Here is a 15,170-nt window from a genome sequence, read left to right as displayed (position 1 = left end):
TTTTTCACCAATAAAAAAAAGCCAGATTTTTCATTGACTTAAATTTCCATTGCAGGCTAACGGCGTCCCGACAAGGTAGATGACGGCGTGGTTACACATGCCGCAACTAATGTGCACAAGTACACACCCTCCGGTTATATCAGTGGCTTTGTTTGAAGCGACAGGCTGCAAAAATGTTACCGCAGGGGCCGACCAGGGACTTTTCAAATCGTTGCGGGCTCGCCACACTCTCGACCTGCATCGCGACGGTGAGTGAGGTCGATGAAAGGAATTCTGTTATTCGCCGTGTTGTTACTTGCAATCTGTGTGATTTCGCTGGGGATCAACGCAGCACTGCCATCGCCGGATGGCGCATTGTTTGCCATCGCTATCCTGCTGTCTGCGGCGTTCACCGCCGTGAGCCTGTGCATCGAACTGGGCGAAGGCCGCATCAATGATATGCGCGATGTGATGAAGGTGGTCGAGACGGGGCAATCCCTGCGCCTGACCCTGGCAGCGTATGGGCTGGGCTGCTCGATGGCGGCGGCTACCACGGTGCTGGTGTATCGCGGGCTGCTGGGTGGCTAGTTGAAGTTTTTTGGCTAGCACACTTCCCTTCCCGGTTTCAATCCGTTACTATCCGCGGCGTTAGTACCAAGCTGAAAGTCAATTCTGGTCGAACAACTCCCCTGAACAACACGGGATCGACCACCTCGATGGTTTCCAGGTATCACTTGCGACGACACTGCCTTTGAACAAGCAAAGGGTGTCGCGAAGTCTCAATACTCTGACCGAACCAGCCTGCAAATTGATCAGGATCTTCACCCCGGGCCCAGAACCTTTGCCCCTGTTGTGTTGCCTGCCCTCCTAAGTACCTACCTGCCAGCCCAAGCGCGCCTAACTTATCAGCGCTTCAAACTGGCTGCTTTGTTCCAGTCGGGTTCTTCGTTCGATCAATGGTGATCAACGTCACTGGAACGTTTTAACGTTGCACGGTTCTTAACCGTGTCATTTGTAGGAACACCAATAATATGTCGACTATCCACACTCAGGATGCCATTCGCACCCTCACCAACGCTTTTGCTCCAATGAACTGCCTGATCATGGCCGCTCGCAAAGGCTGCTTCAGCTTCACCCTGGTCAACGAACACGGCATCGCTCGTCACAGCGAACGCCTGTACCCCGATCAATACTCCAGCGCAGAACCGCTGCAGGCCGTGATCGAGCGTACCCGTCAGGCACTGGTTGCCTGATCGACCCGAGTCGCTGAAACACAAAAAACCCTGTTTAAAACACAGGGTTTTTTATTGCCTGGCATTTCTAATTTGAGCCTTTGCGCTAAGTTCAAATAGATATAAGCGTTATAACTGCATGGCGAAGATGTTTTAAAAACAGTCCTTTACATCACAAATATGACACTACACTTCAACTCAAGCGGCATGATCCGCTTCCGGCGAGCCTGAGATCCGATTCACTGCTGCCAAGCCCCCCCTCAGGCCTCGTCGACCACTTTCACGGATTGAGGCATGTATGGGTATCGCTGCCAGCGAATTGTGTCGTTATGTGATCCGGCCGACGTTGATGTACCTCGGTCGCCATAACCAGACGGCTGAATCCCTGCTGCTGGGCATTGCCGCCAGTCAGTCGGAACTGGGCTCGGCCTTGCACGACCGCCGCGGGCACGGTCTGTACAGCATAACCGAACCCCGCCATCGCGCCCTGTGGGATAACTACCTGGCCCTGGACCCCGAGCGCGCCAGCCTGGTACGCGGGCTGGCCAGCCAGCATGCGTTTCTCAGCGCGCCTCAACTTGAACTGACGGTAAACCTGCGTTACGCCACCGCCATCGCCTGGCTGCTGGTAGAGCAACACACCCCTGCACTCCCTCCGCCGGGCGATGTTTTGGCCATGGCGCGTATCTGGAAAGAAATTTTTCACCCTCAAGGAAGGCTGCGCGATTTCACTCAAGCGTGGCAAACCTGCGTTTCACCCATGAATCACGTGGTTTGCTGACCGGGCAATTTGCAAGATTCGCCAAAAACCCTGAATTCTGGTCGGATTGTCCTACAAAACCGCTCTATCTCCTGCATTACAGCCTATAGCGCGATGTTAAATTTATTGTTACTTTCCGCAGCGGTGATCACCACGGAGTTCTAATAATGAAAAAAGTAATGCTCAAGACCACACTTAGCCTCGCCGTTGCCATGGCCTCTTCCAGCATCTTCGCAAGCGGCTTTGCCCTTAACGAACAAGATGTCGCCGGGATGGGTACAGGATTCGCAGGCCGCTCTTCTTCTGCCGATAACGCAAGCACTGTTTATGGTAACCCTGCCGGTATGGCTCGCCTCGAAGGCCAGCAGATTACGGGTGGTGTTGCAGTCATCGACGCCTCCACAGATATCAAAGATGCAGGCGGCCGCTCTTCCGGCAGTAACAAGGGTGACATGGTTCCTTTCACCGGGGTTCCATTCGGCTTCTACACCAACAAACTCAACGAACAGTGGGCGATCGGCTTCGGTGTTTATGCGCCGTTTGGCCTGAAGACCGACTACGAAAGTGGCTTCCAGGGCCGTGCCTTTGGCAGCAAGAGCGAAGTGTCGGTTATCACCTTCCAACCGACCGTCAGCTACGCCTTCAATGACAAAGTTTCGATCGGTTTTGGCCCGACCATCAACCGGATCGCCGGCACTCTGGAATCGCAGCCAAGCCTGGCATCAGTTCCACTTCCAGGCCTCGCCGGTACCGGTGACAGCAAGATCAAGGTCAAGGGCGATGACACGGCCCTTGGTTTCAACGCCGGTATCCTGGTGCAAGCCACCGACACTACACGCGTTGGCCTGACCTACCACTCGAAAGTGAAGTACAAGCTCAAAGGCCACACCGAAGTGACTCCAGGTACCGGCGTACCGGCAGGCTACTTGGCGGGCGCCCGCTACGACGCATCGCTGAAAGTCGATACCCCTGAATCCTGGGATGCCTCGGTCACTCAAGATTTGAGTGATGACTGGAAGCTGTATGGCGGCGCGACCTGGACCCGCTGGAGCCGTTTGAAAGACATTACGGTCAACAACGAAGGCGTAACAGTCGCTAATGGCGGTGCACTGGCACCGCGGATTGTCAGCCAGATTTCAGAACCGCAGAACTGGCACGACACTTGGGCCTACGCTGTGGGTACCTCGTACCAGTTGACCAAACAAGTCGTGCTGCGTACCGGTCTGACCTTCGACCAATCCCCAACCAACAACAAGGATCGTTCGCCACGTATCCCTACCGGCGACCGCACCATTTTCAGCTTGGGCCTGGGCTACGCCGTAATGGATAACATGACCATCGACGTGGCTTACTCCTACCTCAAGGAAGAACCGGTCAAGATCAACAAGACCAACGAACTGGGCTCGTCCTACAGCTCCAAGTACAAAAACAGCGCCAACGGTTTCGGCCTGGGCCTGACGTACAAGTTCTGATCTAAAACTGCATAAAAAAGCCCCGCTCTCCTGCAAAGGAGGCGGGGCTTTTTAGTCGCCGCTGATCAGGGTTTAGAAGCTATCGCCTCCTCCACCGCCTTGATCAACTCCGGGCTGTCCGGCTTGGTCAGACTGGAGAAGTTAGCTATCACCTTGCCCTGGCGGTCCACCACATACTTGTAGAAATTCCACTTCGGCGGCGCGTCGGTCTGCTGCGCCAGCACCTTGAACAGGTGCACCGCGTCCGGCCCCTTGACCCTCTGCGGCTCGGTCATGGTGAAGGTCACGCCGTAATTCACGTAGCAGACCTTGGCGGTCTCTTCGCCGGTCTTGGCTTCCTGCTTGAAGTCATCCGACGGCACGCCGATCACCTCCAGTCCTTCACCCTTGTAGCGTTGGTACAGCGCTTCAAGGCCTTTGAATTGCGGCGCGAAGCCACAGAAGCTCGCCGTGTTGACGATCACCAGCGGCTTGCCGGCAAAGCGTTGGCACAAGTCGATGGATTCCTTGGCGCGCAGCTTGGGCAATTGCCCTTCGAGCAAGGGAGGGCAATCGGCAGCCATCGCCACGCCACCAAACGCAGCCATCAGCACGGGTACAGCGAGCCAGCGCATCTGCATGTCGAAACGTCCTATAGAAGTACAGGCATCGAACTTAACAGATCGACATACCCAGTTGCATCAACGCCAGGCCACCGCGCTGCCAACCCCACCAGGCCAGCAGCAACAAAAGCGTGACTGCTGCGGCCCCACCCAACAGGTACCCGTTGAAACTCATGCTGCCTCCAGTTGCGCCTGCAAGCGCGCCACCGGCCGCTCACGCACCGGCCAGTTGAGGGCGGCGGCGAGCAGGCTCAACAGAATCGCGACCTGCCAGATCAAATCGTAGTTACCGGTTCGATCATAGACCACCCCGCCCAACCAGCCGCCGAGGAACGAACCCAATTGGTGGAAGAGGAACACGATCCCACCGAGCATCGAGAGATTTCGCACACCAAACAGCGTGGCGACGGTGCCGTTGGTCAGCGGCACCGTGGACAACCACAGGAAGCCCATGGCCATGCCGAACAGGTACGCCGTGACTTCAGTCACCGGCGCCCACAGGAACAGCGCAATCACCACCGCGCGCAGCAGGTACAGACCGGTGAGCAAGCGCGGCTTGGACATGCGCCCGCCCAACCAGCCGGCGGTGTAGGTACCGAAGATATTGAACAGGCCGATCAACGCCAGCACCGTCGTGCCGACGGTCGCCGGCAAGTGTTGATCGACCAGGTACGCCGGCAGGTGCACACCGATAAACACCACCTGGAAACCGCAGACAAAAAAGCCGAACGCCAACAGCCAGAACCCGGAATGGGAGCAGGCTTCCTTCAGCGCTTCACCCAGGGTTTGCTGGCCGGCCATCACCGGCAGCGGCTTGTCCTTGAGCATGCTGACCAGCGGCAGGATCAACGCCACCATCAAGCCCAGCGCAAGCAAGGCGGCCGACCAGCCGAGCCAACTGATCAGGCCCAGGGTGCCCGGCACCATGGCGAACTGGCCGAACGACCCGGCCGCACTGGCAATGCCCATGGCCATGCTGCGTTTTTCCGGCGCCACGGCACGCCCGACCACGCCGAGAATCACCGAGAACGAGGTACCGGACAGCCCAATGCCAATCAGCAGGCCCGCGCTCAGGGACAGCGACCACGCCGAATCCGACATGCCCATCAACACCAGGCCTACGGCGTACAGTACACCGCCGACAAACACCGCTTTGGTGGCGCCAAAACGGTCGGCCAGCGCGCCGGTAAACGGCTGCGCCAGGCCCCAGATCAGGTTCTGCAAGGCGATGGCAAACGCAAACGTCTCACGGCCCCAACCAAACTCGCTGCTCATCGGCGCCAAAAAAAGACCGAAACCATGCCGCACGCCCAACGACAACGCCAGGATCAGCGCACTCCCCACAAGGATCCAACCACTGGTGCGCCACATCGAGGTCATTTCTTATTCTCCGCTCGCGGGTATATACCCGCTTGTATTCGAACAAACCCGCCTTCAGGCGAGTTCATCCAGCAAGGCCAACAAGGTTTCGCGTTTATCCGCGCCGAGTTGATCGATCAATTTCTGCTGCGCCGCTTCCCAGGCCGGCAAGGCGGCGGCCAGACGTTCTGCACCGGCGTCGGTGAGCAACACCAGGCGGTTGCGCAGGTCATTGCCTTCGACCAACTGCACCAGCCCTTCGCACTCCAGCACCCGCAGGTTGCGCCCCAAGGTGCTGCGATCCAGGCCCATGGCTTCGGCCAGGCTGGAAATACTTGGCTGATCGAGGCGCTGCAAGTTGCACAGCAAAGAATACTGGGCGACGTTGATTCCGAAGCCGTCGAGGGCGCCGTCGTAATACCGGCTGACGCCACGGGCGGCACGTCGCAGGTTGGTGCATAAACATTGGGAAGCAAGCATGGAGCGTGTATATACCCGCGATTAAGGAAATGCAAGAAAGTGTTACAGCGCCAGGCCGACCAACACCGCCACTTCCAACAGCTCCAGCAACGCGCCGGCGGTGTCACCGGTGGTGCCGCCGAGGCGGTTGATCATCAATTGGCGCAGCCCCATAAAGCACAGCGTAGCGAGCAACACGGCGATCCCGCCGCTGAAACCGCCGATGAGGATGCACGCCAGGCCGCTGAGGATCAGCACCTGTTGGCCGACAACTCTGGGTAAATGATCCGACAGCGCCTGGCCCAATCCGCCTGCACGCACATAACGCGTGGTCAGGAACAATGCGAGCATCGACGCGCGCCCGATCAGCGGAGCAAGAATCAGCGCCGCGCCGTTGTGCTGCTCGATCAACGCCACCAACGCGGTGAACTTGAGCAGCAACACCAGCCCCAGGGTAACCACCGCAATCGGCCCGCTGCGCGGGTCTTTCATGATGGTGAGCGTGCGCTCGCGGTCGCCGAAGCCACCCAGCCAGGCATCGGCGCTGTCCGCCAGGCCGTCCAGGTGCAGGCCGCCACTGAGCAATACCCAGGCGGTCAGCAGCAAGGCGGCGTGCAGTAACAACGGTGCGCCCATCAATGCCGTATTCAGAGCCCATAGCAGCACGCCGAATAACAGGCCGACCACCGGATAAAACAGCAGCGAACGCCCCAACTCCTGAGGCTGCGGCATGCCCGGCAACCGAATCGGCAGGCTGCTGAGAAATTGCAGGGCGATCCAGAACGCCAGCATGCTTATTCGCCTTCCTTCAATACGCCATCCGCCGCCACCTGCAGGCTGAACAGCCCGCCGTGACCGACTTCGACATTCAGCAGTTGCTCGCGAGGCAAGCCACGTGCCCGCGCCAGCAACAGGCGCATTACGCCGCCATGGCTGATTAGCAACACGCGCTCACCGGCATAAGCCTGATGCAAGCGTGAGACCGCGCCGAGAACGCGATGGGAAAATTCGCTGACCGGCTCCCCCTCGGGCGGCGTAAAGCCATAGGGATCCGCCCAGAACAGGCCCAGCCCCTCGGCATCCGTCTCCATCAACGCCGCCGCACTCTGCCCTTCCCAGGCGCCGAAGTGCAGCTCCTGCAGATCCTTTTCCAGGCTCACCGGCACATTAAGTTGCGCGCCCAACTCATGGGCGAACAGCGCGCAACGCTGCAACGGCGAGCTGACCAACCGATCCCAAGGCCCGCGCGCCACCACGGCGGCGCGCATCTGCTCCCAGCCCTTGGCGGTCAGCGCATCATCCAGGCTGCCACGCAGGCCGCCGCCCAGCTCGGTTTCGCCGTGGCGCAGCAGGTCCAGGTACAAAGTCATGCCGGGCGGTCTGCCACGGAAGCTTCGGCGAAGGTTGCCATCTGCCCATGCAGCGCACACGCCAGGCGCAACAACGGCACCGCCAGCGCCGCGCCACTGCCCTCGCCCAGGCGCAGACCAAGTTCCAGCAACGGCTGCGCATCAAGGCTATGCAGCACATGCTGATGACCCGGCTCGGCGCCACGATGGCCAAACACCAGCCACTCACGGCAAGCCGGATTCAAACGCGTGGCAACCAACGCCGCAACGCTGCAGATAAACCCGTCAACCAGCACCACGACGCCTTCCTGGGCACAGGCCAGATAGGCCCCCACCAACGCCGCAATCTCAAAACCACCCAGGTTGAACAGCGTCTGCAACCCATCCCCGCGCTGCGCCGCATGCAACGCCAACGCGCGCTCGATCACCGCCACCTTGTGGCTGACGCCCTGAGCATTCAACCCGGTGCCCGGCCCTGTGAGATCGCTGACCTGACAATCGAGCAACGCACACGCCAACGCACTCGCAGCGGTGGTATTGCCGATACCCATCTCGCCGCCGATAAACAACTGCGCACCGCTTTCACGCGCGCGCAGCACACTGTCGCGACCCGCTTGCAGCGCCAGGCGCCCCTGAGCCTCAGTCATCGCCGGGCCGTTAACAAAATTCGCCGTGCCCGCGCCGATATTCAAATGGCGCACACCCGGCAACTCCAGCGACGGCGTGACGGTGCCAAGATCAACCACTTCCAACCGAGCATCCAACTGCCGCGCCAACACACTGATAGCCGCGCCACCGGTGACAAAGTTATGCAGCATCTGCCCCGTCACTTCCTGAGGAAACGCCGACACCCCTTCCGCCACCACACCGTGATCACCGGCAAAAATCGCAATCCACACCTGCTCCACCGACGGCTTGACCCGCCCTTGCAGCCCAGCCAACTGCACCGCCAGCGCCTCCAGTTGCCCCAGAGAACCGGCCGGCTTAGTCAATTGCTGCTGGCGCGCCAGAGCTTGTTCGTACGCCGAGGCATCAATCGCCTTACAAGGGTTGAGCCACCAGGTGTCAGTCATAACGCAATACCTTTCAAAGTCAGAGGCAGGCCGGCAACCGTCAGGACAACACGCTGACACCGCTCGGCCAAAGCTTGATGCAGCCAACCGGCTTCATCCACATAGCGGCGAGTCAATTCGCCCAGCGGCACGACACCCAGACCGGTCTCGTTGCTGACAAAAATGATTTCACCTGGCAACGACGCCAGGGTTTCAAGCAATTGATCGCGCTCGAAGGCGAGGCGATCGGCGTCTTCGAGCATCAGCAGATTGGTAAGCCAGAGGGTCAGGCAATCCACCAACAAGCAGCGTCCTACGGCGGCGTTCTCACGCAGCACCCGCGCCAACTCAACAGGTTCTTCGATCAACCCCCAATGCTCAGGACGACGCTGACGATGCAGCGCGACGCGCTCATTCATCTCCCCATCCAACGGCTGGCTGGTGGCGATGTAAATAACGGCCAACGCACTATCGCTGGCGAGCTTTTCAGCCAGCCGACTCTTCCCAGACCGAGCCCCACCCAAAATCAGTTGAAGCACGAAACACCCCCACCCATCTGCAATGCGAAGCGAGTCGCCCTTGATCTTGATCTGAGATCGCCCCGTAAACCACGCTGGCCGAACGCAGGCTTGAATCCGTGGGTAACCCGGCAGGACGCCGGGTTAGCCGCGCTGGGCCAAGGATGGCCCATCGCGGCGGCCCACGGATTCAAGCCTTCGTTCGGGCACACCGAGCTTAAGCGAGGTGCCGAGTGGTGGGGCGAAGACCTTTTGGTTACTTTTGGGTCTTTCCAAAAGTGACCCGCTGTAAGAGCGGAACCGTAGGCCGCCGTTACCGCAGGAATGGATATGTACACAGATACATAGCTATCGGGAGCAAGCCCCCTCCCACATTTCAACCGCGTACACATAGTCAAATCCCGCATAGCTTGCGCAACAGATCAGTGTCGAGGTGATCCGAGACCAAGTCAGCCAACCGCTCGATATCCCGCTCGCGCAACGCGTGATAATCAACCTCCTGCACATCCTCCAACCCAGCCCACCGCAACAAGGCGCTGCAAGCCGCCGGCGTCTCAAACAACCCATGCAGATACGTACCAAGAATCTGCCCGTCCGCACTCAAAGCCCCATCACTACGACCGTCATCCAACAGCACAGCGGCATGCTCCAGAGCACTACCGGACGTCACCCCGGCATGAATCTCATACCCACTGACCTCTGCCCCCTCAAGCACCAACCGCCCCCGCACATTGCGCAACTGCTTCTCTTCTTCAAGCGCCGTACTAAACGCCAACAACCCCAACCCATCACTGGAACCGGCAGGCCCCTCCAACCCCAACGGGTCATGCACCTGCTCCCCCAGCATCTGCAACCCACCACAAATCCCCAACACCTTGCCGCCATACCGCAAATGCCGCGCCACCGCCGTGTCCCACCCATTGGCACGCAAATAGGCCAAATCACTGCGCACACTTTTAGAGCCCGGCAAAATAATCAGATCCGCCGCCGGAATCGCCTGCCCCGGTCCCACAAACTGCAAATCCACCTGCGGATGCAGGCGCAACGGATCAAAATCCGTATGGTTACTGATACGCGGCAACACCGGCACCACCACCTTGAGCACCTGGGCCGCCTTATCAATCTGACGCCGATCGATACCGTCCTCAGCCTCCAGGTGCAGGTCCATCACATAAGGCAACACCCCCACCACCGGCTTCCCGGTGCGCGCTTCCAGCCAATCCAGCCCCGGCTGCAACAACGCGATGTCCCCGCGAAACCGGTTGATGATAAAACCCTGGACCCGCGCCTGCTCACTGGGCGACAGCAACTCCAGCGTCCCAACCAAATGCGCAAACACCCCACCGCGATTGATATCGGCGATCAACAGCACCGGGCAATCCACCGCCTCGGCAAAGCCCATATTGGCGATGTCATTGGCGCGTAGATTGATCTCCGCCGGCGACCCCGCGCCCTCGACCACCACCACCGGGTAGGCCGCGCTCAACCGCGCGTGAGAGGCCAGTACCGCCTGCATCGCGATGGCTTTGTAGTCGTGATAGGCCACCGCGTTCATGCTGGTGACGGCGCGGCCGTGGATGATCACCTGGGAGCCGGTGTCGCTGTTGGGCTTGAGCAGCACCGGGTTCATGTCGGTGTGCGGCGCGAGGTTGGCCGCCTGGGCCTGCACCGCCTGGGCGCGACCGATTTCGCCGCCCTCGGCGGTCACGGCGCTGTTGAGCGCCATGTTCTGCGGCTTGAACGGCGCCACCGCCACGCCCTGGCGCACCAGCCAACGGCACAGCGCGGTCACCAGGGTGCTTTTACCGGCGTCGGAGGTGGTGCCTTGCACCATCAGCGTACTCATACCGCTTCCTTGTAGGCCGCCAAAGCGGCGTCGAGGCGCTGCCAGTCGGCGTCGGTGTCGGGCAGGCCGAAACGCAGGCTGCTGTCGTGGGCAAACAGGCGCAACAGGATGCCGCGCTGGGCCATGAATTCATGCATGCGCTCGGCGTGCGGCGTGATCAGCCATTGGAACAACGCGCAGCCGCCCTGCGGCTGAAAACCATGGCGTTCAAGCAAGGCGTACAGGCGCTGGCCGGCTTCGATGCAGCGCGCACGTTGCTGCGCATGCCCCGCGGTGTCGCGCAGGCACACCTGGCCCAGCACCCGCGTCGGCCCGCCGACCGCCCACGGCCCGACCTGTTCGGCGAGCAACTTGAGCAGCCTGCGTTCGGCCAGCACAAAGCCCAGGCGCACACCGGCCAGGCCGAAAAACTTGCCGAACGAACGCAGCACAATCAGGCCGACCTGATGGGCCTGGCCGGCCAGGCTCAGCTGCGGGGTCACGTCCATGAAGGCTTCATCCACCACCAGCCAGCCGCCGCGCTGGGCCAGCCGCGTGTGCCAGTCGAGCAGGCGTTGCGGGCTCAGGCTCAGGCCGGTGGGGTTGTTGGGGTTGACCACCACCAGCACATCGAGGCTGTCGAGGAAGAAATCGACCTCCTGCTCCTGCACTTCGCGCACCACGTAACCGGCGCGACGCCAAGCTTCGGCGTGCTCGGCGTAGCACGGCGACAGCACGCCGACCTTGCCGGCCCGGCGCAGGCGCGGCAGCAACTGGATCGCCGCCTGGGAGCCGGGCACCGGCAACAGATGCGCAGCGCCGTAATACTCGCTGGCGGCCTGCTCCAGGCCGTCGTCGGTTTCGGGCAAGCGTGCCCAGGCCCGCAGCGGAATCTCGGGGATCGGCCACGGCCAGGGCGCGAGGCCGCTGGACAGGTCCAACCAATCCGCCTCGGCAATCCCGTACTGGAGCGCCGCCTTGCGCAACCGGCCACCGTGTTCAAGCATAGAATTGCGCCCCCGCACATAGGATCAGCAGCCACAACCATACGCCGCGCTGCACCAGTTGCCAGCCCCGGTCGATGGAATCGGCATCCGCCGCCGGGCCTTCGCCCAACTGAGGGCGTTGGTGCACTTCGCCGTGGTAAATCGCGGCACCGCCAAGCTCCACGCCCAGCGCGCCTGCACCGGCTGCCATCACCGGGCCGGCGTTGGGGCTGTCCCAGGTCGGGCCCTGGGTGCGCCAGCATTTGAGGGCGAGGCGAGTATTGCCCAAGACGACGTAGGTCAACGCCACCAGGCGTGCAGGAATGTAGTTCAGCACATCGTCGATTTTTGCTGCGGCCCAGCCGAAGCGTTCGAAGCGTTCGTTGCGATAACCCCACATGGCATCCAGGGTATTGCTCAGGCGGTAGAGCACCACGCCCGGCACGCCGGCGACCACAAACCAGAAAATCGCCGCGAACACCGCGTCGCTGCCGTTTTCCAGCACCGATTCGGTGGCGGCGCGGGCGACTTCGGTGCGGTCCAGCTCGCTGGTCTGGCGGCTGACCAGGTAGCTCACACGCTTGCGCGCCTCCTCCAGGTCATCGCTGCGCAACGCCTGGGCCACCGGAATCACGTGTTCGCCGAGGCTGCGCATGCCCAGCGCCAAGTACAACGCGATAATCTCCAGCACCCAGCCGATATACGGCGCCCACGACAACGCGGTAGCCAGCAGGGTCAGCGGCACCACGGCGATAAACCATGCAGTCACGCCGTGGCTGCGCCAGCCACGGCCACCGCTGTTGAAACGCTGCTCGATACGCCCGGCAAAATTACCGAACGCTACCAGCGGATGCCAGCGCCTGGGTTCGCCCAGCAGCGCATCCAGCGCCACCGCCGCGACACACAGCAAGGCCACACTCATTGACTCACTCCCCACACATTTTCATACAACATGTCACTCAGCGGCCGCGGTTCGGTCCAGCCTTCGAGCTGCAACATCGGTGCCGGATAGAACTCGGCGACGGGCCCCAGGCACAACACGGCCAGGGGTTTGGCGCCAGGCGGCAGGCCCAGCAGGTCGGCCAGAGCCTGGGGCTCGAACAGCGAGACCCAGCCCATGCCCAGCCCCTCGACGCGCGCCGCCAGCCACAGGTTCTGGATCGCGCAGGACAGCGAGGCCATGTCCATTTCCGGCAAGGTGCGGCGCCCGAAGATATGCCGCTCGCGATCATCCATCAGCGCCGCCACCAGCACTTCGGCGCAATCGTGGATGCCTTCGACCTTGAGCTTCATGAATTCGTCGGAGCGTTCGCCCAAGGCCTCGGCGGTGCGTACGCGCTCTTCTTCCACCAGTTGCTGAATCTGCCCACGCAGGTGGCGGTCGCTGATGCGGATGAAGCGCCACGGTTGCATCAGGCCCACGCTGGGGGCCTGGTGTGCGGCCTGGAGCAGGCGGTGCAGCAATTCGGGGGCGACCGTGCCGCCGCTGAAGTGGCGCATGTCGCGGCGTTCGGCGATGGCGCGGTAGACGGCCTGGCGGTCGGCCTCGGGGAAGGCGTTGTCGGTCATGGCCTCATCGAGGGCAAGCCCCCTCCCACATTTGGAACACGGTCAACTGTGGGAGGGGCGGTGCGACGATTCGACTTGCCCCCGATGGCGAACTCAGGGTTCGGCGCAAAAAGTGCGGCAACGGCAGCAGGGTTGGACGGAAAATAAAAGTGCACATAGGAAGCCGTCATGCGCCCCTGCCGATACACCGCTTCGGCGCCGCGCCCACCATTGGGGCTCAGGCCGCGAGCAATCGGCTCCCATTCCGTCGTGGTCAACGAATGGTGATAGGTATGCCCGCGCAACGTGCCCTCCGGCAGATCGACATTTTGCAGGGCCAGCGCCGCGAGTTTCTTTTGCATCACGGCGTCGCCCTGCAGCAGGCCGACCAGTTCGGCACGGGTGCCGTCGACGTCGGTGAGCGAATCGAGCAGGTAAAGCATGCCGCCACACTCGGCGAGCAAAGGCTTGCCGGCGGCGTGATGGGCACGGATGGCGTCGAGCATCGGGGTGTTTTCCGACAGCGCGACGTGGTGCAGTTCCGGGTAACCGCCGGGCAGATAGAGGCTGTCTGCGTCAGGCAATTCGCGATCATGGATCGGAGAAAAGAATTTCAGCTCGGCGCCCATCGCCCGCAGCAGGTCGAGGCTGGCGCCGTAGGTAAAGGCGAAGGCCTCGTCGCGGGCGACGGCAATACGCACCCCGGCCAGCAACGGTTCGGCGTCGATCACTTGCGGCGCGGCGAAGGTCACTGGTGGCGGCAAAGCGACTTCGCAACTACTGCCCAAGGCTTGGGCGGCGGCGTCCAGGCGCACGTCGAGATCATTCAGTTCGCTGGCCTGCACCAGGCCGAGGTGGCGGCTGGGCAGTTCAATCCCGGTTTCACGGGACAGCGCGCCGTACCAGCGCAGACCTTCGGTGAGACTGCCTTCGAGCAATTGCGCATGGCGCAGGGTGCCGACGCGATTGGCCAGCACGCCGGCGAATGGCAGGTCCGGCTGGTAACGCGCCAGGCCCAGGGCCAGAGCGCCGAAGGTCTGGGCCATAGCGGTGCCGTCGATCACGCCCAACACCGGCACGCCAAAGTGGCGCGCCAGGTCGGCGCTGGACGGCGTGCCGTCGAACAGGCCCATCACGCCTTCGATCAGGATCAGGTCGGCTTCCCCCGCCGCTTCCCACAACAGGCGACGACTTTCCTGCTCGCCCACCATCCACATGTCCAACTGATACACCGGCGCGCCGCTGGCACGCTCATGGATCATCGGGTCGAGGAAGTCCGGGCCGCACTTGAACACACGCACCTTGCGCCCCAGGTTGCGATGCAACCGGGCCAGCGCAGCGGTGACGGTGGTTTTGCCCTGGCCGGACGCCGGTGCGGCGATCAACACGGCCGGGCAATGACGGGGCTCGTTCAAAGTTCGACGCCCTTCTGTGCCTTGATACCGGCCTGGAAGGCGTGCTTGAGCATGCCCATTTCGGTGACGGTGTCGCCCATTTCGATCAACTCAGGCTTGGCGCCACGGCCGGTGACCACCACGTGCTGCATGGGTGGGCGGGCTTGCAGGTCGCTGAGCACCTGGTCGAGGTCGAGGTAGCCGTGCTTGAGGGCGATGTTCAGTTCATCCAGCACGACCAGGCCAATGGACGGGTCTTGCAGCAGCTCGCGGGACACCGCCCAGGCGGCTTCGGCGGCGGCGATGTCGCGCTGGCGGTCCTGGGTTTCCCAGGTGAACCCTTCGCCCATCACGTGGAAGCGCACTTGCTCGGGGAAGCGGCGGAAAAACAGCTCCTCACCGGTGCTGTTGCGGCCCTTGATGAACTGCACCACGCCGCACTGCATGCCGTGGCCCATGGCCCGGGCCAGCATGCCGAACGCCGAGCTGCTTTTGCCCTTGCCGTTGCCGGTGAGTACCAGCAGCAGGCCGCATTCATTCGGGGAGTTGGCGATGCGCTCGTCGATCACGGCTTTTTTGCGCAGCATGCGCGCCAGGTGGCGTTCGTCGCGGTCGGGGGTATCGGTCATGGCAGC

18 protein-coding genes are annotated in these 15,170 nt (G+C 61.7%); 4 read left to right on the top strand and 14 right to left on the bottom strand.

Going from position 1 to position 15,170, the window contains the following annotated elements; genetic code table 11:
* The first annotated feature begins 261 nt into the window (after window positions 1-261).
* The 4 genes from AC0IYH_RS03820 (at window position 262) to AC0IYH_RS03805 (ending at window position 3,443) form a co-directional block, all read left to right on the top strand.
* The gene (locus tag AC0IYH_RS03820) at window positions 262-567 is read left to right on the top strand and encodes a hypothetical protein (RefSeq protein WP_116626166.1); all 306 of its coding nucleotides are present in this window, start codon (window positions 262-264) and stop codon (window positions 565-567) included.
* Window positions 568-1,010: 443 nt separating this feature from the next.
* Entirely contained in the window at window positions 1,011-1,232 is a 222-nt protein-coding gene (locus tag AC0IYH_RS03815) for a hypothetical protein (protein ID WP_024076751.1), read from the top strand.
* 277 nt (window positions 1,233-1,509) lie between these two features.
* On the top strand, window positions 1,510-1,992 hold the full coding sequence (locus AC0IYH_RS03810) for a hypothetical protein (protein WP_101272363.1): 483 nt from the start codon (window positions 1,510-1,512) through the stop codon (window positions 1,990-1,992).
* A 146-nt stretch (window positions 1,993-2,138) separates the two neighbouring features.
* Window positions 2,139-3,443, top strand: coding sequence for an outer membrane protein transport protein (locus AC0IYH_RS03805; protein ID WP_122772322.1), 1,305 nt, complete (start codon window positions 2,139-2,141; stop codon window positions 3,441-3,443).
* 65 nt (window positions 3,444-3,508) lie between these two features.
* On the opposite strand, the gene AC0IYH_RS03800 is transcribed toward AC0IYH_RS03805, so the two are convergent.
* The 14 genes from AC0IYH_RS03800 to cobO all read right to left on the bottom strand — a co-directional run bounded on the left by AC0IYH_RS03800 (window position 3,509) and on the right by cobO (window position 15,164).
* Window positions 3,509-4,063 carry a redoxin domain-containing protein gene (locus AC0IYH_RS03800; RefSeq protein WP_116626164.1) on the bottom strand — a complete coding sequence of 185 codons (555 nt, stop codon included), beginning with the start codon at window positions 4,061-4,063 and terminating at the stop codon, window positions 3,509-3,511.
* A gap of 34 nt (window positions 4,064-4,097) precedes the next feature.
* Entirely contained in the window at window positions 4,098-4,220 is a 123-nt protein-coding gene (locus AC0IYH_RS03795; RefSeq protein ID WP_277420874.1) for a hypothetical protein, read from the bottom strand.
* Window positions 4,217-5,416: an MFS transporter gene (locus AC0IYH_RS03790; protein WP_163821335.1), complete on the bottom strand. Its 1,200-nt coding sequence runs from the start codon at window positions 5,414-5,416 to the stop codon at window positions 4,217-4,219. The genes AC0IYH_RS03795 and AC0IYH_RS03790 overlap by 4 nt, the downstream gene beginning before the upstream one ends.
* 63 nt (window positions 5,417-5,479) lie before the next feature.
* Window positions 5,480-5,884: a MarR family transcriptional regulator gene (locus tag AC0IYH_RS03785; RefSeq protein WP_116626162.1), complete on the bottom strand. Its 405-nt coding sequence runs from the start codon at window positions 5,882-5,884 to the stop codon at window positions 5,480-5,482.
* Between the two features lie 42 nt (window positions 5,885-5,926).
* Window positions 5,927-6,655 carry an adenosylcobinamide-GDP ribazoletransferase gene (locus AC0IYH_RS03780; protein WP_471833000.1) on the bottom strand — a complete coding sequence of 243 codons (729 nt, stop codon included), beginning with the start codon at window positions 6,653-6,655 and terminating at the stop codon, window positions 5,927-5,929.
* A 2-nt stretch (window positions 6,656-6,657) separates the two neighbouring features.
* Window positions 6,658-7,233, bottom strand: coding sequence for an alpha-ribazole phosphatase family protein (gene cobC / locus AC0IYH_RS03775; RefSeq protein WP_471832999.1), 576 nt, complete (start codon window positions 7,231-7,233; stop codon window positions 6,658-6,660).
* On the bottom strand, window positions 7,230-8,285 hold the full coding sequence (cobT, locus tag AC0IYH_RS03770; RefSeq protein ID WP_471832998.1) for a nicotinate-nucleotide--dimethylbenzimidazole phosphoribosyltransferase: 1,056 nt from the start codon (window positions 8,283-8,285) through the stop codon (window positions 7,230-7,232). Before cobT ends, cobC begins: the two co-directional genes overlap by 4 nt.
* Window positions 8,282-8,803: a bifunctional adenosylcobinamide kinase/adenosylcobinamide-phosphate guanylyltransferase gene (cobU, locus tag AC0IYH_RS03765; protein WP_471832997.1), complete on the bottom strand. Its 522-nt coding sequence runs from the start codon at window positions 8,801-8,803 to the stop codon at window positions 8,282-8,284. Before cobU ends, cobT begins: the two co-directional genes overlap by 4 nt.
* A gap of 373 nt (window positions 8,804-9,176) precedes the next feature.
* On the bottom strand, window positions 9,177-10,628 hold the full coding sequence (locus AC0IYH_RS03760) for a cobyric acid synthase (protein WP_471832995.1): 1,452 nt from the start codon (window positions 10,626-10,628) through the stop codon (window positions 9,177-9,179).
* Entirely contained in the window at window positions 10,625-11,614 is a 990-nt protein-coding gene (gene cobD, locus AC0IYH_RS03755) for a threonine-phosphate decarboxylase CobD (RefSeq protein WP_471832994.1), read from the bottom strand. Before cobD ends, AC0IYH_RS03760 begins: the two co-directional genes overlap by 4 nt.
* Window positions 11,607-12,515, bottom strand: a complete 909-nt coding sequence (gene cbiB / locus AC0IYH_RS03750; protein WP_471832993.1) for an adenosylcobinamide-phosphate synthase CbiB — start codon at window positions 12,513-12,515, stop codon at window positions 11,607-11,609. The genes cobD and cbiB overlap by 8 nt, the downstream gene beginning before the upstream one ends.
* Entirely contained in the window at window positions 12,512-13,162 is a 651-nt protein-coding gene (gene bluB, locus AC0IYH_RS03745; RefSeq protein ID WP_471832992.1) for a 5,6-dimethylbenzimidazole synthase, read from the bottom strand. The genes cbiB and bluB overlap by 4 nt, the downstream gene beginning before the upstream one ends.
* Window positions 13,159-14,556 carry a cobyrinate a,c-diamide synthase gene (locus AC0IYH_RS03740; protein ID WP_471832991.1) on the bottom strand — a complete coding sequence of 466 codons (1,398 nt, stop codon included), beginning with the start codon at window positions 14,554-14,556 and terminating at the stop codon, window positions 13,159-13,161. Before AC0IYH_RS03740 ends, bluB begins: the two co-directional genes overlap by 4 nt.
* A complete protein-coding gene (gene cobO / locus AC0IYH_RS03735; RefSeq protein ID WP_158876912.1) occupies window positions 14,553-15,164 on the bottom strand; it encodes a cob(I)yrinic acid a,c-diamide adenosyltransferase in 612 nt (203 codons plus the stop codon). Before cobO ends, AC0IYH_RS03740 begins: the two co-directional genes overlap by 4 nt.
* Window positions 15,165-15,170 lie beyond the last annotated feature (6 nt).

The sequence above is a fragment of the Pseudomonas sp. AC463 genome (assembly GCF_979253585.1).
This window is presented reverse-complemented; position numbering and strand designations above follow the sequence as displayed.